18 protein-coding genes are annotated in these 18,127 nt (G+C 72.1%); 6 read left to right on the plus strand and 12 right to left on the minus strand.

Going from position 1 to position 18,127, the window contains the following annotated elements; all coding sequences use genetic code 11:
* Positions 1-18 precede the first annotated feature (18 nt).
* The 3 genes from ABD120_RS20840 to ABD120_RS20850 form a co-directional block, all read right to left on the minus strand.
* Entirely contained in the window at positions 19-390 is a 372-nt protein-coding gene (locus ABD120_RS20840; protein WP_343951619.1) for a DUF742 domain-containing protein, read from the minus strand.
* Positions 387-2,678: a sensor histidine kinase gene (locus ABD120_RS20845; protein ID WP_343951620.1), complete on the minus strand. Its 2,292-nt coding sequence runs from the start codon at positions 2,676-2,678 to the stop codon at positions 387-389. The genes ABD120_RS20840 and ABD120_RS20845 overlap by 4 nt, the downstream gene beginning before the upstream one ends.
* Before the next feature lie 63 nt (positions 2,679-2,741).
* On the minus strand, positions 2,742-3,398 hold the full coding sequence (locus ABD120_RS20850) for a DUF998 domain-containing protein (protein ID WP_343951621.1): 657 nt from the start codon (positions 3,396-3,398) through the stop codon (positions 2,742-2,744).
* A gap of 192 nt (positions 3,399-3,590) precedes the next feature.
* Between ABD120_RS20850 and ABD120_RS20855 the strand changes: the two genes are divergently transcribed.
* Entirely contained in the window at positions 3,591-6,011 is a 2,421-nt protein-coding gene (locus ABD120_RS20855; protein WP_343951622.1) for a PKD domain-containing protein, read from the plus strand.
* Positions 6,012-6,030: 19 nt separating this feature from the next.
* Here ABD120_RS20855 and ABD120_RS20860 read toward each other — a convergent pair whose 3' ends face one another.
* Both ABD120_RS20860 and ABD120_RS20865 read right to left on the minus strand, forming a co-directional pair.
* Positions 6,031-6,273 (minus strand): hypothetical protein, encoded by a 243-nt coding sequence (locus ABD120_RS20860; RefSeq protein ID WP_343951623.1) that lies wholly within the window; start codon positions 6,271-6,273, stop codon positions 6,031-6,033.
* Between the two features lie 55 nt (positions 6,274-6,328).
* Entirely contained in the window at positions 6,329-6,838 is a 510-nt protein-coding gene (locus tag ABD120_RS20865) for a VOC family protein (RefSeq protein WP_343951624.1), read from the minus strand.
* Positions 6,839-6,903: 65 nt separating this feature from the next.
* On the opposite strand from ABD120_RS20865, the gene ABD120_RS20870 reads away from it, so the two are divergent.
* From ABD120_RS20870 to ABD120_RS20890, 5 genes are read left to right on the plus strand one after another with little or no spacing between them, the layout of a single operon-like run.
* Positions 6,904-7,362, plus strand: coding sequence for a MarR family winged helix-turn-helix transcriptional regulator (locus tag ABD120_RS20870; protein WP_343951625.1), 459 nt, complete (start codon positions 6,904-6,906; stop codon positions 7,360-7,362).
* Positions 7,363-7,404: 42 nt separating this feature from the next.
* Entirely contained in the window at positions 7,405-7,593 is a 189-nt protein-coding gene (locus ABD120_RS20875; RefSeq protein ID WP_343951626.1) for a hypothetical protein, read from the plus strand.
* Positions 7,594-7,652: 59 nt separating this feature from the next.
* The gene (locus ABD120_RS20880; RefSeq protein WP_343951627.1) at positions 7,653-8,336 is read left to right on the plus strand and encodes an NUDIX hydrolase; all 684 of its coding nucleotides are present in this window, start codon (positions 7,653-7,655) and stop codon (positions 8,334-8,336) included.
* Between the two features lie 15 nt (positions 8,337-8,351).
* Positions 8,352-9,167, plus strand: a complete 816-nt coding sequence (locus ABD120_RS20885) for a 5'-methylthioadenosine/S-adenosylhomocysteine nucleosidase family protein (protein WP_343951628.1) — start codon at positions 8,352-8,354, stop codon at positions 9,165-9,167.
* Complete coding sequence (locus tag ABD120_RS20890) at positions 9,164-11,077, plus strand: hypothetical protein (protein ID WP_343951629.1); 1,914 nt, start codon at positions 9,164-9,166, stop codon at positions 11,075-11,077. Before ABD120_RS20885 ends, ABD120_RS20890 begins: the two co-directional genes overlap by 4 nt.
* A gap of 5 nt (positions 11,078-11,082) precedes the next feature.
* Here ABD120_RS20890 and ABD120_RS20895 read toward each other — a convergent pair whose 3' ends face one another.
* From ABD120_RS20895 to ABD120_RS20925, 7 genes are all read right to left on the minus strand, one after another.
* Positions 11,083-11,472 (minus strand): hypothetical protein, encoded by a 390-nt coding sequence (locus ABD120_RS20895; RefSeq protein ID WP_343951630.1) that lies wholly within the window; start codon positions 11,470-11,472, stop codon positions 11,083-11,085.
* Complete coding sequence (locus tag ABD120_RS20900; RefSeq protein WP_343951631.1) at positions 11,472-12,026, minus strand: heavy metal-binding domain-containing protein; 555 nt, start codon at positions 12,024-12,026, stop codon at positions 11,472-11,474. Before ABD120_RS20900 ends, ABD120_RS20895 begins: the two co-directional genes overlap by 1 nt.
* A gap of 57 nt (positions 12,027-12,083) precedes the next feature.
* Entirely contained in the window at positions 12,084-13,121 is a 1,038-nt protein-coding gene (locus ABD120_RS20905; RefSeq protein WP_343951632.1) for a cobalamin-independent methionine synthase II family protein, read from the minus strand.
* A 93-nt stretch (positions 13,122-13,214) separates the two neighbouring features.
* Positions 13,215-13,805, minus strand: coding sequence for a nitroreductase family protein (locus tag ABD120_RS20910; protein WP_343951633.1), 591 nt, complete (start codon positions 13,803-13,805; stop codon positions 13,215-13,217).
* Entirely contained in the window at positions 13,799-14,986 is a 1,188-nt protein-coding gene (locus ABD120_RS20915; RefSeq protein ID WP_343951634.1) for a cytochrome P450, read from the minus strand. Before ABD120_RS20915 ends, ABD120_RS20910 begins: the two co-directional genes overlap by 7 nt.
* Positions 14,983-15,819 carry a UbiA prenyltransferase family protein gene (locus ABD120_RS20920; RefSeq protein ID WP_343951635.1) on the minus strand — a complete coding sequence of 279 codons (837 nt, stop codon included), beginning with the start codon at positions 15,817-15,819 and terminating at the stop codon, positions 14,983-14,985. The genes ABD120_RS20915 and ABD120_RS20920 overlap by 4 nt, the downstream gene beginning before the upstream one ends.
* Positions 15,820-15,851: 32 nt before the next feature.
* The coding region (locus ABD120_RS20925) for a PEP/pyruvate-binding domain-containing protein (protein WP_343951636.1) at positions 15,852-18,127 on the minus strand (2,276 nt) is incomplete at its 5' end.

Below are 18,127 nucleotides of genomic sequence, written 5' to 3' on the forward strand. Positions count from 1 at the left end.
CAGGTCAGAGCATAGTTTCTACAAGGCCTTGAGGCCGTTGATGACCTCGCGCAGCAGGCTCTCCGTCGCCAGGTTGGCCTTGGCCGCGGGCGGGCGGGCCTGCGCGGCGCCGCACTCGATCAAATCGCCGACCAGCACCCGCACCACCCCCACCGGCAGGTCCATGGCGCCCGCCAGTTCGGCCACCGGCGTGCCCCGCCGCTGCGAGAGCCGTCCGAGCAGCCTGCGGTGCTGGGCGCCCAGCCCGCTCTCCGCCGCCCGCCCCGTGGCGACGACCGCCGACAGCAGGTCGAGTTCCTTCGCCGAGGTGCGGGTGCGGCCCCCCGTGACCGCGTACGGCCTGACGACCGGCCCCGCCTCCTCGTCCACCCATTCGTGGTCCTGACTCACGATTCGGATCCCCCGTTCTGATCGCCGTCCTGCCGGCCCCGCTGCCAGCCTGACTGCAGCGAGGACAGCAGCGCCCTCGTCTCCTCCGGACTCCGTTCCTCCAGTCGTCCAGGTCGTTCCGGTTGTTGCTGACGCAGCCGCTGCGGCAGGTTGGTCTGCCGGACCCGGCGCGGCAGGTCCTGCATCAGCTCGGGCACGGGCTCCGGCACGGGTTCGAGGACCGGTTCGAGCACGGGTTCCGGCAGTCGCTCGTGGAGGCGTTCCTGCGCCCGCCCCTGCGTCCGTCCCGGCGTGCGCCCGTGCGCCCGCTTCGAGGTCCTCGTACGGCGCGGCAGCCCCCCGGGCCCCATCTCGGCGCCGGTGAGGTCCGCGCTCCTGACGACGGACACGGAGACCGACTCCAGCTGCGGCGGCTCGTGCACGGCGGGCTGCAGCGGCTCGACGAGCGCCATGGGCAGCAGCACGACGGCGGACGTGCCGCCGTACGGCGAGTTCTTGAGCGTGACGGAGACGCCGTGCCTGGCGGCCAGCATGCCGACCACCGCGAAGCCGAGCCGCTCGGTCTGCGACGGGTCGAACTCCTGCGGACCGGCCAGCCGCTCGTTGACCCGCCGACGCTCGGCCTCGCTCAGCCCGCAGCCCCGGTCCTCGATCTCGACGGCATACCCTCGGCCGACCAGCTCGCCGCGCACGGAGACCTCGCTGCCCGGCGTGGAGAAGGCGGCGCCGTTCTCCATCAGCTCGGCGAACAGGTGCATGAGGTCGGCGACGGCGGCGCCGGAGACCCCGATCTCCGGCATCGGGTACACCTTGATCCGGGTGTAGTCCTCGACCTGGGCGGCGGCGCCGTTCAGGGTGTCCTCGATCGGCACGTTGGAGCGCCACCTGCGGCCGCCGGCGCCGCCCGACAGCAGCACCAGGCCCTCGGAGTGACGGCGCATGCGGGTGGTGAGGTGGTCGAGGCGGAACAGCCGCTCCAGGGCCTCCGGGTCGTGCGTCTGGCCCTGCATCTCGTCGAGCAGCTTGATCTGCCGCTGGACCAGCGTCTGGCTGCGCCTGGCCAGGTTGCGCAGCGCCTCCGCGCCCGCCTGGCGGAGCCTGGCCTGGTCGATGGCGGCCTCGATCGCGGTGCTCTGCACGCGGTCGTAGGCGGCGGCCAGATCGACGACCTCGCTGGTCGCCTCCGGCGGCACGCTGACCGGCGGGGCCTCCGCCACGAGGTCCACGCGCTCACCGCGCCGCAGGCGGACGACGAGTTCGGGCAGCCGCTTCTCGGCCAGGTCCCTGGCGTTCTGGCGCAGGTCGGCGAGTTCCCTGCCGAGTCTGCGCGCCACGCGGACGGAGATGAAGACGGAGAAGACCACCGCGACCAGGCCGACGACCCCGGCGATCACGGCCCTGATCACGATGGCGAGACCGGCCGGTTCCATGCGGCTCAGCAGGGTCTCCCCCGACTGCGCCACCGCGATGTCGTAGCCCTGCAGTACCGGCTCCGCGACGCCCTTCCAGATCTGGATGTCGGTCTTCGCACCGCCCATGTAGCTGGCGATCATCTGGTCGAACCCGGTGGTGTCCACCCGCTGGAACGGGCTGCGCATGGCGTCGTCCAGGTTGGCCAGCGCCTCGGGGAGCTGGTGGGCGCGGGCGCCGTCGATCCTGGCGAGCATCACCCGGTCGGCGGCGCTGAGGTCGCCCGCCGCGGCGACGAGCAGCGCGTGCTCGCGGTGGGCGAGTTCGCGCACCTGGTCGCCGCCGATGAGGCCGTGCGACTGGCGGATGAGGTCCACGTCGGTGCCGACGGCGAAGGAGGCGTACAGCCGGTGCACCGAGTCGGAGATCGCCGTGTAGGCCGTCACCAGCTCGGTGGGCTTCAGTTCCCCGTCGTCCACCCGCCGCCGGGTCTCCGCCAGGCCGGTGAGAACCGACAGCGTCTCCTTGAGCTGGGCGTCCATTCCCGCGTCGAGCACCTCGACCGCCTCTTCCGAGGCGGAGCGCTCGGCGAAGATCTTGCGCGCCTTGTCGGTGTCGGCCCGGCTGGCGGCGAGGGCGGAGGGGTCCTCGGCGGACTTGGCGAGGTGCGCGGCGGAGGCGAGCCGCTCACGCTGGAGCGCGGAGACGAGGCGGTCGGCGTTGTCGACGACGTTGCGCCAGAGGGACTCGACCTCCAGCAGCTTCATCGCCTGAGTCGACGTGGTACCCGCCGCGAAACCCCACAGGGCGACGAGGGATACGAGCGGGATCACGAGCAGCGCCGAGATCTTGAATCGGATGGATCTGCCCGATGCCATGACACCTGCTCCCGGATAGAAGATCGCGGGAGAGGATAGCACTGTTACCGGTGTTAAAAATGATCAATTCGTGAGAAATTTGTGATATGTCAAGACCTGAACGGACTTGTTCCAGGTCAAACGCACCAGCCATCCGGCGAGAACAGTGAGCAACGCCACTTCCGCGCCGAGCAGGATCCGCTCGACGAGACCGATCAGCACCCGGTCGCCCGGCAGCGCGACGTACGTGATCGCCGCGATCCCGAGGCCGCCCGCGAGCGCCAGCCACTCGACGGTCCGCGCCACCGGCCGCCACCGTTCGTCCGCCCGGAATCTCGGCACCAGCAGCGCCGCCGCCACCGGGAGGCTGACGAAGGCCGCGACCGAGACGAAGCGGTGGATCAGCGCCGTGAGCGTCATGTCCATGCCGACCGGAGTGGTCGGGACCACCGCCGCGACGACCAGCGCCGCCGACCAGACCATGAGCAGCTTCTCCGGTATCCCCGCGATGGGCGCCCTGGCCATCCGCAGCCCCGCGACCAGCGCGAACGACCCCAGTCCGAGGATCGCCATGCCCCACTCGGTGACACCGCCCCGGTCGGCGACGGCGTACTCGCTGACGGTCACGTTCAACGGGTTGAGGTGGGGGTCCGGCTCCAGCTGGCCCACCACCACCGCGACGACGGAGAACGCGATGGCCAGCGCCGCCGCCCACGGGCAGGCCCTCTTCACTGCGGTCATGAACCCAAGGTTCCCGGTTCGGGCGCCCGTACGACATCAGGCGCGATCCCTGAGCGGACCCTGGCGTACCCCTAGGGGCTCTTTGCCGATCTTGCCGACATACCATCGCAATTGACGCGCTGACCGGGAATTATTCCCCCTGCGGGAGTTTCTCGGGATGTTTCGTTGGTGATCCTCCATGCTGTGCTTCGGATGATCAAAGCTGTGCTCTCGGCCGTCCTGGTCGCCACCTGCCTGGGCGCGGCCGCCGCGCCGGAACTCTCGGCGAGCTGCGCCTTCTCCGCGCGCCGGCCCGTCATCGAACCGGGTGAGACCATCGCGGTCGACTTCAGCTTCGTCTACCGGGGCGACGGCCAGGACGCCCAGTTCACCGCCGTGATGCTCGACAACGACTTCTACGGCGCCAGGCACACCTACCTCACCAGGACCGTCTCCAGCGGCACCGGCGTCAGCGTCAGCGCGCACCTGACGACCGGCCACCTGTCCCCCGGCACCGACGACGTCACCATCGAGGTCAGCACCTCCCTCACCGGGGCCACCGTCCTCGCGACCTGCACCACCCGGCTCACCGTCTCCGGCGACACCGACGGCGACGCCCTCCTCGACGCGTGGGAGATCGGCGGTATCGACACCGACGACGACGGCCTGCCCGACCTCACGCTCGCGGGCGCGGACGCCCGCCGCAAGGACCTGTACCTGGAGATCGACCACATGGAGTTCCACGAGCTCCTGCCCGCCGCCCGCCAGGACGTCGTCGCCGCCTTCGCCGCCGCACCCGTCCAGAACCCCGACGGCAGCACCGGGATCACCATGCACATCGACGAGGACGAGCAGCTCGCCCACCAGGACGAGGTCACCACCTGGGACGGCTTCGACACCCTCAAGAGGGGATCCTTCGGCACGCCCGGCGAGCGGACCAGACCCTCGGCGCTGGAGGCCAAGCGCCGGGCCTACCACTACGTGATCCTCGGCCACCGGCGCGACGGCGGCGGCTCCTCCGGCCGCGCCGAGATCCACGGCAACGACGTACTGGTGACCCTCGGCGACAACACCTGGGGACTCAACGCGGCGGGCACCCACCACGTCGGCACCGTCAACCAGCAGTCGGGCACCCTCATGCACGAGTTCGGCCACAACCTCGGCCTCGACCACGGCGGCGACAAGGACGTCAACTGCAAGCCGAACTACCTCAGCGTCATGAGCTACACCTGGCAGACCGCGCACCTGCTCCAGACGGACGGCACCCGCAAACTCGACTACTCCCGGGGAAAACTGCTCGAACTCAATGAAAAGGCGCTGGTCGAGAAGGACGGCGTCGGCGACGGCGGCACCGGCGTCGCGATCTGGAGCCGCGACGACGGCGCCACCACCGAACGGGCGCCCGCCAAGGGCGCGATCGACTGGAACAAGGACGGCACCGAGTCGGCCGACCCGCTGCCCAATCCGATCGACCTCAACAACCTCGGGATCGACGGATGCGGGGCGAGCCCCGAAGACAAGCTGGTGGGCCACGACGACTGGGCGAACCTGGACTACGACTTCCGCGACGACCCCGACTACGCCGACGGCGCGCACTCGCCCACGCCGCCCGAGATCACCGGCGAGACGGCGGCGCTGCTGCGCGACAAGCTCGGCCCCGCGTTCGCGCCGAAGGCCGAGGCCGGGGGACCGTACACGGTGGCGGAGAACACCCCGCTCACCCTCGCGGGCGCGGCGACGGGAGCGGGTCCGCTCACCTACACCTGGGACTTCGGCGACGCCTCCGCCCCCGCGCAAGGCCCCGCCCCCACGCACGTGTACGGCGACGACGGCGCCTTCACCGCCACTCTGACCGTGACCGACGCCTCCGGCTTCACCGGCAAGGACACCGCGATCGTCACCGTGTCCAACACGCCGCCCACGGCCGCGATCGACGGCGGGCAGACCCGGGTGGCCCGCCTCGGCGCCCCGGTCGAATGGTCGGCCCGCGTCACCGACCCCGGCAGTGACGACCTGACCTTGACCTGGACCTGGGGCGACGGCCAGGAGACGAGCACCGAGTCCCTGGTCCACCCGCCCGCCCGCGATCCCGACCCGAGCCCGGACGTGGCGCCGCGCGACGTCCGCGACGTCCGGTCCCACACCTGGACCCGCCCCTGCGCGTACGGTGTCCGGCTCCAGGCGGGCGACGACGACGGCGGTCAGGCGTCGGACACCGCCACGCTGATCGTCACCGGCGACGCCGTCCGCCCACGCCTGCTCGCCTACTGGGCACTGCGTTTCGCGCCCGGCGCACCCACGCCGAGCTGCCACCTGCTGACCGCCCAGCGGATGAGCAGGGTCTTCTCCGAGGTCGTGGACGTCTCGACCAGGGCGAGGGCGTACGCGGTCCTGACCCCGGCGGGCCCGGACCCGAGGCGGCAGCTCGACGCCCAGGCGCTGACCGCGTGGCTGAACTTCGCGGACGGCTCCCCGTCCCTGGACCAGCTCGTGGACACCGATGTCGACCGGGTGCCCGACACCCGGTTCGCGACGGTGATGGACCGGGCTGAGGCCGTCCGCCTCGACCCCGGTGCCACCACCTCGGAGGTCCTCGCCCAGGTGGCCGTCCTCAACAGCGTCAACCTGGGCTGACCTCGTCGGCACGCGCGGGTCAGCGGCGGTCGTCCGGGCCCTCGATGAGGCGGTCAACCGCGTTGTCGATGGCCTCGCCCACCGGCCGCAGGAGTTCCGTGACGGCGTGCGCCAGCGGCGCGAGGAGCTTGGTGGCCTCGTCGAAGAGGTCGGGCTCGTGCTGCTCCGGAGGAGCCCAGCGCATGGAGTCGGCGCTGGACGCCTCCCAGTCGTCGACCACGCCGTCGATGGCGTCGATCACGTGACGTGGGTCGGTGGACATGGTGACCGTTCTCCAAAAGCGAGCCAGTCGGATATGTCCACCGTAACTCGGAGCATCAGCCCGGTACAGAGACGCCCACGCCGCCCCGGGTCTGCCCGCCGTACCGCTCCTTGTCCTGGTCGAGGTCCAGTGGCCGTACGGTGCTCCTGCCCGCCAGCACCTCCTCGGTGACGAGCGCGGCGGGCACCAGCCAGGACACCTCGAACTCCAGCCCGTCGGGGTCCTTGGCGTACAGCGCCTTGGTCGTCGAGTGGTCGGAGGCCCCGGCGAGCGAGCCGAGCTCGCCGAGCCTGCGCGCGACGCGGTCGAGTTCGTCGAGCGTGTCGACCTCCCAGGCCAGGTGGTAGAGGCCGACGGAGGTGCGGCCGGCGGGGCTCGGGCCCGCCTGTTCGCCGACCTGGAACAGCCCGAGGTCGTGGTCGTTGGTGGAGCCCTCCGCCTGCAGGAACGCGGCTCCGGGCAGGCTCATGACGACCTCGAAGCCGAGGACGTCGCGATAGAACGCGACGCTGCGGTCCACGTCGCGGACGTACAGGACCGCGTGGTTGAGGCGCTGGATCGGCATGACGTCCCCTCCTGATTCATGAACTCTCAATCAATATAACATGAGCGCTCAAGTAAACTGGGCCCATGACCCGATGGCTGGACGAATCCGAGCAACGGACCTGGCGTAACTTCCTGGCCATGACCCAGCTGGTCAACGAGGCGCTCGACCGGCAGTTGCAACGCGACGCCGGGATGCCGCACACGTACTACATGATCCTCGTGGCCCTGTCCGAGTCCCCCGGACGCGCGATGCGCATGAACGAGCTGGCCCACCGCGCCCGGTCCTCGCAGAGCCGCCTGTCGCACGCCGTGGCCAGGCTGGAGGAGCGCGGCTGGGTGCGCCGTACCCCCTGCGACTCCGACCGGCGCGGCAACGTCGCCGTCCTCACCGACGCGGGCTTCGACGCCCTCGCCTCGGCCGCGCCCGGCCACGTGGCGGAGGTGCGCGAGTGCCTGTTCGACGCCCTCACGCCCGAGCAGCTACGCGCCCTTGACGAGATCTGTACGGCGGTGCGGAGCAAAAGTGTCGGCCGCTCGTCGTAGCGTGACCCCCGGAAAGAAGTCCGACGAGGGAGACGGGGTCACATGCACGACACCGACGCAGCGCTGTTCCAGACGGTCCACGGCATCGCCGCGCAACTGGCCGGCCAGCCCGTGCCCGTGGTGATCGAGGCCCTGGTGCGCGAGCTGCCCAGGGCGCCGGGCATCGAGGCCTCCGAGATCCGCAGAATCGCCGAGGAGATCAGCGTGGGACGCGACCCCTCGGGGCTGTGATCCCGCCGATCTGAGCGAAAAGGCTTCCTGTCACGGTGACAGGAAGTTATCGTGCGTTCATGGAGTGGACGGCCCCCCGCGTACTGCTCGCGGTCGACCTGGTGATCCTCACCCTGCGCGACGCCCGGCTCCACGTGCTGCTCGTCGAGCGGGGCGTCGAGCCGCACCTGGGCGCGTCCGCGCTGCCCGGCGGCTTCCTGCGCGACGAGCACGAGGACATCACCTCGGCCGCCCGGCGCGAACTCGCCGAGGAGGCGGGCCTGTCCGACGTACCCCACCTGGAGGCGCTCGGCGTCTACGGCGAACCCGGCCGCGATCCACGCGGCCGGGTGGTGTCCGTCGCACACCTGGCGGTCGCGCCGCGCCTGCCGGAGCCCGTGGCGGGCACCGACGCGGCGGGCGCCCGATGGGTCCCGGTCGAGCGGGCGCTCACGGCGGAGCTGGCCTTCGACCACCGGCGCATCCTGGCCGACGGCGTCGAGCGGGCCCGCGCCAAGCTCGAACACTCCGCGCTCGCCACCGCCTTCTGCGACGAGACCTTCACGATCTCCGAACTGCAGCAGGTCTACGAGGCGGTGTGGGGGATCCGCCTCGATCCCCGCAATTTCTATCGCAAGGTTCAGAACGCACGCGGCTTCATCGTGGCCGACGGCCCCATGCGACGCACCGACACCGGTCGCCCCGCCCGGCTCTTCCGCGCCGGGCCGGTCAGGGTGCTGAACCCCCCGATGAGCCGCCCCTGAGGAAGGTGTGCACTCATGAACGAGCGTCCCATCGTCATCCTCACCGCACTCGACCTGGAGTACGACGCCGTCCGCGAACGGCTGGACGGGCTGCGCCCCCACCGCCACCGGCAGGGCACCCGGTTCGAGGTCGGCCACATCCCCGGCACCGACCGGCCGGTCGCCCTGGGGCTGACCGGCAAGGGCAACCACGCCTCAGCGGTGCTCACCGAACGGGCCATCCACGAGTTCGACCCGCCCGCCGTGCTGTTCACGGGAGTGGCGGGCGGCCTGTGGCCGGACATCCAGCTCGGCACGGTGGTGGTCGCCACCCACGTCTACGCCTACCACGGCGGCACCAGCGAGGACGACGGGTTCAAGGCCCGCCCGCGCGCCTGGGAGATCTCGCACGAGCTCGACCAGCTCGCCCGGCACGTCAGGCGCGCCGGCTCCTGGCCGCACCCGGTGAAGTTCGGGCCCATCGCGGCGGGCGAGGTCGTCCAGGACTCCGCCGTCTCCTGGCACGCCGAGTGGATCCGCCAGACCTACAACGACGCCCTGGCCATCGAGATGGAGTCGGCGGGGGTCGCCAAGGCCGCCCACGACAACCGCTCGCGCCCGCTGGCGGTCGTGCGCGGCATCAGCGACCGGGCCGACGGCACCAAGGTCGCCACCGACGGCTGGCAGCCCAGGGCGGCCGCGAGCGCGGCGGCGTTCGCGCTCGCGCTGGCCCGTGAGATCGACGTCCCCGAACCCGAGCCCGCCGCCCGCCCGGCCGTCAACGTCGCCCGCGACCACGCGCGGGTCGGCGTCCAGGCCGGGCAGGTCAACGGCGACATCAACCTCCGGTGAACGTCGCCGAGGACTCCGCCACCGTCGGCGTCCAGGCGGAGACCGTCCATGGGGACGTCAGCGTCTACCAGGTCCTCAACGACTCCTCCCCCAAGGACCGCTTCGAGGTCGGCGTCAACTGCCTGCGCGGCGGCATGGCCGACCGGGCCCGCGAGATCATCGGCGACGCCGTCGAGAACGGCTGCGTGACCAGCAGATCCTGCTTCTATCTGCTGCTGGCCACCCTGAGCGGGCGCTCGCTCCAGCAGGTGCCACCGGAGGAGATCGGGCGGCTGAACACGCTGCAGGGCAGGTTCGCGCACCAGGCGGACGACCAGTGGACCGAGGCGACCAAACTGATCAGCCGGGTGCTCGCGGCGCTGCAGACCGGCACCATCGATCCGCGCGTCATCGACAAGGAGTTCATGGCGCTGGGGCCGGAGCAACGCGAGGAGATCCTGCAGCACCTGGAGATGTTCCTGACCGGGCAGGTGCAGGACGCCATGTGGGCGCGCTCGTTCGAGGCCGCACGGCAGGCCCGAAGCGCGGGAGACCGCGAGGGGAGGGCGTGGAAGTTCTTCCAGCCGAGGCCGGCGGAGGCCAGGGTCCGGTGGCCGCGTCCGGTGGAGGTCGGGGTGGGCGAACTGGTGGTGTCGGGCCTGCTCGGCACGGTCGCGGTCGCCGCCTGCGGCTTCGTCGCGGTCCACGCCTGGCGGTACTCGTGGCCGCTGACCGCGCTCGCCGTGGCGCTACTCGGGATCGGCGTCGCCCTCCTGGTCAGGCACGCCCCGGCGACGTCGGCCGCCCGGCCCGTGGGGACGTACGCTGCGGCGCGCGGCGGCAGGGGCGCACCCGGCGGGTTCGCGCGCAAGATCGACCGGCAGTTCGACCACTACTTCGCCCTGTACGTTCCCCACGGGATGGAACGCGCGGACTGGCTCGCGGCCACGGCCGCCACCAGGAAGGCGCTGCGGGACGAGGTCGTCGAGATCTACCGCGAGAGCAGGGTCTCGGCCGAGCAGGTCGCGTGGCTCACCCGCTTCCTCGTCGGTGAGGCGCGCACCGCGTGGCTGAAGGACCTCCCGGCGGAACCCGATCGCCGCGTTCCCGTGGTGCCTGCCGCCCTGCTCACCGTCCTGGGCGCGGGCGCGCTGGCGTGGGGCGGCCTGCACGCCAGCGCCTTCCCCGCCGCGACCGCGTTGATCATCGGGTTCGGGGCGGCGTGGGTGGCCGCGGTCGGCGGGTTGCGCATCGCCGGCGAGCACCGGCGCCACGCCGTCGAGAAGGAGCAGGCGGAACACAAACTGGAGGCCCGCAGGGAGGCACTCGCCCGGTGGCGGAGCAAACTCGCCGACCAGCCCTCGGACGAGGAGATGGCCCGCTGGCTCGACTGCGACCGCAAGGCGCTCATGGCGGAGGCGATGCGCCACTACCGGCTCTCCTCGCACGACATCATCGCCCACGCCTTCATCGAGACACCCGGCACGTCCTACAAGCGGGCGCGGGTCGCCAAGGGACCGTGGCGGTACACCGGCTACCGGCTGCTGGTCTTCCTGCTCACCGTTGACGGGGTGCGGCAGATGAGCGCCACCCTCAGCTTCGGGAAGGCGGCCCTCCACGTCCAAGGGCACTACAACTTCCGCTACGACGCCGTCGCCTCCGTCGAGGTCACCGAAGGGGCCAACGGGCGCCTCACCTTCGACCTGACGCTGATGAGCGGGCACTCGCTCAAGGCCAACCTGATGGACGACTCGGAATCGCGCGACGACTCGCTCGCGACGCTCGACTCCGCCGGGGTCAGGAACACCCTGCACGTGCTGGAGGGGGTCGCCGCCGAAGGCCGCGAGTGGATCAACCACGAGCGCCGCCGCGAGCAGGACGGTCTCGCCCATCTCGCCTACGCCACCCACCAGATCTTCAGCCCGCCGTGAGGTCCCTACCCGTCGGCCAGCAGGCGCCGCAGCGCCACCGCCGCCGCCGAGTCGGCCTCTGCACGCCGCAGCAGGGCCTCGGCCAGCGCCCGCACCCAGGCGTCGACCGGGACCCGCTGCCGCGACAGCGTCACCCCGTGCACCTCGTGCAGGATCTCCGCCTCCGGCCGGCCGGCGCCCGCCGCGCTCAGCGTCAGCACCCGGTCCTCCAGCCGTACGGCCAGGCGCCGCACCCGGCCGTCCCGTCCGCGCAGGCGGGCCCGCAGGCCGCTGTCCCGTTCGACCGTGACGCAGTCGGGCGGCAGCATGTCGCCGAGGGTACGCAGCAGGACGGTGGCGTAGGCGGTGATGTCGGCGTCGTCGTACCGCAGGGCGGCGAGCAGTTCGTGGTCCATCAGCGGTCCAGTCCCAGCACCATCTGGGGACGCTCGATGCGGTGGTCGTCCCTCAGCGGACGGATGGCGGTGCCGATCGCGAAGAACTCCATCGTGTGCGGTCCCCATTCATGGTGGTGCTGGTCCAACTCCACGCCGACGATCCCTTCTGCGCCGAGTTGCTTGGCCTCCGCCTGCATCCGGGCCATGGCCAGCTCGCGCGCGTTGTACAGAGCCTGGGTGAACTCCGAGATCTCCACGTTCGTCCCCACTGTCGAGACCACGGAGCCGACCGAGCGGTGGGCGATGTGGTAGATGCAGGTGCCCATCACCATGCCGAGCGGCGCGTACCCGGCTCTGATCAGCGTCCAGAAGTCCTGGCCGGACAGTGCCGAGGTGAAGGGGCGGTCCTTGTTGTCGCGCCACTCCCCCGGTTCGTCGGCCTTCACCGCCGTACCGATCGCGACGAACTCCTGGACGTTGCTGCCGAAGTCCTTGCCAGGTGTCCCCCGTTCCCCGTAACCGCGTGCTCGCGGCCGGAGGCACATCCTCGCGCACGAGGTCACCCTAGCCACATACACAGCGCAGGTGGACAAATGCGACCGGGAGCACGACGGCTCCCGGCCTGAGGCTCAGATACCGAGCGCGGCGGCGGCCAGAGCCGTGCCCTGCACCCGGGCCTCGATCTTGGCGAAGGCGACCTCGCGTGAGGTCGAGGTGTCGTCGGCGAACGGCGAGAAACCGCAGTCGTCACAGGTGCCGAGCCGGTCGGCGGGCAGATGGCGGGCGGCGGCCAGCACCCGGTCCCTGACCTGCTCCGGCGTCTCCACCACGGGGTCGACGGGATCGGTCACGCCGACGAAGATCCGCGCGTCGGCGGGCAGGTGGTCGGCCGCCACCGCCAGCACCTTGTCCGGGTCCGGCTCGCTGGCCAGCTGCAGGTAGAAGTTGCCCGCCTTGAGCTGGAACAGCTTGGGCAGCAGCCCGGCGTAGTCTATGTCCAGGCTGTGCGTGGAGTCCTGGTCGCCGCCGGGGCAGGTGTGCACCCCGATCCGCGCCCGCTCGGCGGCCGAGAACCGTTCGAGGACCCGGTTGTTGACGGCGACGAAGTCGTCGAGGACACCGCCGCTCGGGTCGAGCTTGAGCGAGAGCCGTCCTTCGGTGAAGTCGAGCTGCACGACGTGCGCGCCGGCGTCCAGGCAACCCCTGATGTCGGCCTCGGCCGCGTCGACCAGGTCGTCGAGGAACGCCTCGCGCGAGTACCCGTCGATCCCCGCCGACGGGTACAGCAGGCTCAGCGCCGACGGCGCGATGACGGCCTGCTTCACCGGCACGCTCGCGTGCGCCTGGGCGGCGCGCAGGTACTTCTCCGCGTTGACCTGGTACCTGAACGGCCCCGCCGTCAGGCACGGCAGTTGCCGCTGGTGACCGTCCGCGAACGGGATCACCACCCCGTCCGGGCTCAGGTTCGCCAGGCCCGCGATGGGGTAGGTGGCGAAGCTGGGCTTGGACTGCTCCCCGTCGGTGACGACGGGCGAGCCGAGTGCCTCCAGCCGCGCGATGGTGTCACGAACGGCCTGTTCCTGTGCCTCCGCCAGCTCGGACGGCGACGCGGCCAGCACCTGCGCGGGGCGAGGAATGCTGCCGATGGGTTCGGTGGGCAGTGTCATGCCGTGAGCGTAGATCGCGACGGGCCGGTTGACCACACTCCGTCATCGATTCATTCTGTGCCGTAGCCATGCCCTCGTAGGCGACCCGGATCGTCACCACCGCTCGCGGTGCAGCACCCCCTCCAGGGGCGGGCGCGTCGCTGGGCGGAAGGTGTCGCCCAGATAGTACGCCGTGGGGATCAGCGCCCCCTGGTGCACTCCGGGCGGGATCCCCAGCAACTGCGCGACCTGCCGTTCACCGGCCAGATGGGCGGTGGTCAGGACGGTGCCGAGCCCGCGCGCCCGAGCGGCGAGCATGTAGCTCCACACCGAAGGCAGCAAGGATCCCCACAGTCCCGCCTGGTTGCCGTCGGGCAGCGGCCCGCCCGTTTCCAGGCAGGCCAGCACCAGGACGGGGACTTCGCCGAGCCGGTGGGCGAGATACCGGGCGCTGTCGAGCGACGGCGTCGACCGCCGGGAGCCCGCGGCGCGCTCGAACGCCGAGCGGTACACCTCGCCGATCTCTGCCCTGGTCGCCGGGTCGGTGACGACGACCCAGTGAGCGAGGTTGCGGCCGGAGCCGCACGGCGCCTGCTGGGCGATCCGCAGGCACTCCTCGACCAGCGCCAGAGGTACCGGCCGGTCGAGGTCGAGGCGCCGCCGTACCGACCGGGTGGTCGTCAGCAGCCGGTCGGACGTCACCATGTGACCGGCAGCTCCCACAGCCCTCTGACGAACATGTCCGTCCGCCAGCGCAGTTCCTCCTCCGGTACGGCCACCCGCAGCCCGGGGAAGGCGGCGAGCACGGCGCTCAGCCCGAGGCGCATCTCCAGCCGCGCCAGCTCCGCCCCGAGGCAGTGGTGGGCGCCGAACCCGAAGGCCACATGGGGGTTCTCGGCCCGGTCGGCCCGCAGGCAGTGCGGTTCGGGGAAGACGCCGGGGTCGTGGTTGGCGGCGTCGGGGACCGGCACCACGACCTCGCCCGCCGCCACGACGTCCCCGCCGGGCAGCGTCACGTCGGCGGTCGCGACGTGCGGCACCCCGCCGCTGCCGTTCACGCACAGGTACCGCAGCAGTTCCTCGACCACCGGCCCGACCGCGTCGGGGCGCTCGCGCACCCGCCGGGTCAGTTCCGGACGGCGCAGCACCTCGTACACGGCCGCCCCCAGCTCGTTGCCGGTGGTCTCGTACCCGGCCATGAGCGTCCCGGCGGCCAGCGTGATCGTCTCCTCCCGGCTGAGCCGGTGCTCGTCCCTGCGCGGGGCGAGCATGTCGGCGATCAGCCCCGGTACGGCCCGGCCCGCGTCGAGCGCCGCCCGGGTGTCGTCGACGAGGGCGGCGAAGTAGTCGTTCATCTCCCGGTGGGCGCCGGACACGGCGTCGGCGGGGAAGCGTCCCCTGGACATCATGGCGTCCACCCACGGTTTGAGCCGCCCGAGGTCGTCCTCGGGCACGCCGAGGATGCGGCACATGACCCGCTGGGCGAAGGGCATCGTGAACCGTCCGACCAGATCGACCGGGCGGGGACCGGCCGCGACCTCGGCGAGTTGCTCGGCCGCCACGCGTTCGACCATCGGACGCAGCGCCCGTACCCGCCGGGCGGTGAAGGCGTGCGCGATCGCGCCCCTGCGGCGGCCGTGGTCGGGCGCGTCGGCGGTGTTCAGCGCGAGCGACTCGGCCGTGCGGGCGAACAGCGGGGTCCCGGTGAACGCCGACCGGCTGAACCTGCGGTCGGACAGGATGTGCCGGACGTCGTGGTACCCGGTGACGATCAGCGCCTCGCGGCCGTTGCTGAGCCGCAGGCGGGGCAGGCCGGGCTCGCTGCGCAGGCGGGCGTACTCGGCCGGCGGCTCGCCCCCGACGCCGGTGGGGAAGGGGAAGGTCATGCGGTCACGCTCTCCACGAGGTTGACGATCTGGTATCCGGCGAAGCTGACCAGCATGAACAGCGCCGCCTGCCCGTACGGCCAGCGGGTGAGGCCGCCGCGCCAGAACCGCAGCGCGCCGACCGCCACGAACGCCAGCGGCGCCACGGCCAGCCACACCGGCCCGGTGCGTACGGTGGCCACCAGGAGCGCGACCGAGGCCAGCGCGCAGCCCACGGCCAGCGCGGCGGTGCCGTTCGCGCCGAACAGGGTGACATAGGTGTGTTCGCCGGGCCGGGGGGATCTGGTGGTCTTGCGGGCGAACTCCAGGTGCAGGAACGCCAGCGCGGTCACGGCGATCCCGGCCGCGCCCTGCCAGGTCGGCGGCAGCCCGGCCGAGTACAGCAGCCCGGCGTACAGGAAGGCGTTGACCAGGAGCTGCACGGGGAAGCTCACCAGGAACCCGGCCACGATCGCGTCGCCGCGCGGCCACCGCAGCCGGCGGTCGGCCCACAGCACCGCGTACGCGTAGGCGAGCTGACCGGCGAGCATCGCGGCGACCGGCCAGCGCCAGACGTTGAGCACGAGCACGAACCCGGTGCCCACCGCCATCATGAGACCCAGGTCGCGGACCCGGACGGCGCCTCTGGCCAGCGGCCGGTCCGGGTTGTGCGCACGGTCGTAGTCGAGGTCGCGGATGTCGTCCAGGGCCCGCATCATGAGCAGGACGACGACCAGCGTCACCGCGCTCACCGCGCTCGCGGCGTCCGGCAGCCAGCCGGTGATCCGGGGGTCGGCGAGCGCGCACGCGGCGGGGGCGCCGAGCGCCCAGGTCAGCGCGTACGGAAGGTACACCTTGGGCGGGAAACTGCCGGCGACGTACCGCTTCAGGGCGTGGCCACTACCCGCACGCTCCCCTCCGCCCCGTCGATCTCCACCAGATCCCCGTCCTTGATCAGCGTCGTCGCCCGGGGCACGGCCACGACGGTCGGGATGCCGAGCAGGCGTCCGGTGATCGCGGTGTGGGACAGCAGGGTGCCCCGTTCCACCACCATTCCGCGCGCCGCCATCATGAGGAACAGCCATCCGGGGTCGGTCTCCTTCGCCACGATGATCCGGTCACGGCAGGATTCGGGGGATACGGAGGGGTCGAGGACGACGCGGGCCTCACCGCGCACCACTCCCCTGCTGGACGGCAGCCCGCGCAGCTCGCCGGACGCCGAGGACCCGGCCGCCGGGCCGGTGTCCTTCGGCGGGGCCATCGGCCGGTTGAGCGGCGTGCTCAGCTCGACGCCCGGGTCGGGGCGCGAGGCGGCCGCGCGCCGTTCCTCGCGCCGGGCGCGGACCAGGGCCCGCAGGTCGGCGTCGACCAGCGTGCCGTCGTAGGCGCCGAGCACCTCCTCGACGGTCAGGTCGACGACGTCCCGGCCGTGGTCGAGCCGGCCCGCCTCGGCCAGCAGGTCGCCGAGCCGCCACATCACCTGGCGGGTCAGGCCGTACAACTGGCTGCGGCAGTAGCGGGCGTCCTCACGGACCGCCACCGCCCGGCGCAGACCCGCGACGAGGGTACGGACCACCAGGCGGCGGGCCGGGCTCGGGCAGCGTTCGCGCAGCTCCCGCTCGGCCTCCGCGCGGGCGGCGCGCTCCTTGGCGCGGCTGCCGGCCACGGTCAGTCCGCCGTGGACCATGGGCTTGATCATCGTGATGATCATGCCGGGGCGCTGGCGGGGCGACGGCTCCTCAAGTTTCAGATCGTGCAGGGCGCGGTCGCCGTACCTGCTGAGGTGGACGGCGGCGGCGCGGGCGACCTCGGCGCCGTGGCGGCCCGCGCCGAGGTCGGCCCAGACCTCCTCCGCCGGGTCGTCGCGCCGGATGCGGTCGGCCAGGTCGGGACGGCTCGCGGCGAGCTCCGCGAGCGCTAGCGCGGAGCGGACGCCGAGCAGCGACCGGTTCTCCCTGCCGCCCATCAGCAGGCCGCCGAGCAGCCGCTGCTCGTCGCCAGTGACCCAGCGGCGCAGCGCCGCCGACGTCAGCGTCGCCCACATCAGCAGGAAGAAGGTGTTGACCAGGGTGATGCCCCACCGGCTGCCGGCCTCGGCCCACAGCCGCCGGTAGAAGGCGATGAGGCGTTCCGGCGGCCACTGCTCGATGCCGGCGCTCTGCCCGACCACGTGGTCCCACCAGCGCAGGAAGTCCGCGACCGCGCGGGGCTGGCGGGCCAGCCGTACGAGGAGGGAGGGGACGGACGGCAGCGCGCGCAGCAGTTCGGCCGTGGACGGACGGTGGTCGCCGCCGATGCCCATCGACCGCTCCCACCAGCGGCGGATCAGCGGGAAGCCGGGCATCTGCCCGTGCAGCGCGAACCAGGCGTCCAGCCGGTAGTAGACGCGGCCGTCGACCAGGCCCACCATGCGGCCGAGGTGGTGCTCGACCCGCCGCAGCCTGCGCTCGGGCACGCCCATGCGGCGGTAGAGGTCGGCGAAGGTCAGCCGGTAGAAGATCCGGGCCTGCGAGTACGTCAGCGCGCCGGAGACGCCGGGGAAGCTCTCGGTGATGTTGTGGTTGCTCCAGCGCACCTCCTGCGGGCGGTCGGCGAACACCACCGGCCGGGCCTGCATCAGATGGACGACCCCGTCGGAGGTGATCGTGCCCTCCAGGTCCTGCGGCGGGCCGAAGAACGCCTCGACCCGGCCCGCGAGCCCGGCCACCTCGCGCACCTCGGCGTCGGACAGCACCGGCTCCCCCACCGTCTCCGCGCGGATCTCCCCGGTCTCCACGAAATAGTGGTCGATGTCGGCGCGTTCCTGGACGACGTTCTCGCCGATGCCGTGCGCCGCCGCGATCACACAGGTGGCCGCGCCGGTACGCGGATCGCGGCTGAAGGCCACGAACGACCGCACTCCCGGCACCATCGCCTGGACCCCGACCGCCACCCTGACCTCGGGCGAGAGCCCCTTGCGGGCCCGGTAGAGGATCGACGCCGGGGAGAACCCGGACGCCCAGCACCGGGCGACGCGCTCGGGGACCTCCTCGGGGCGTACATAGAGGAAGGACTCGGTCATTCCGGCGAACGCGTCGGTGGCGCCGTCCTCGCCGACTCCGTCGGCGCCCGCGACCACGCACGCCCGCACCGCGACCAGCCCGCCGTCCCCCGCCACGGCGG

The organism is Nonomuraea longicatena, from assembly GCF_039525605.1.
GTDB lineage: Bacteria > Actinomycetota > Actinomycetes > Streptosporangiales > Streptosporangiaceae > Nonomuraea > Nonomuraea longicatena.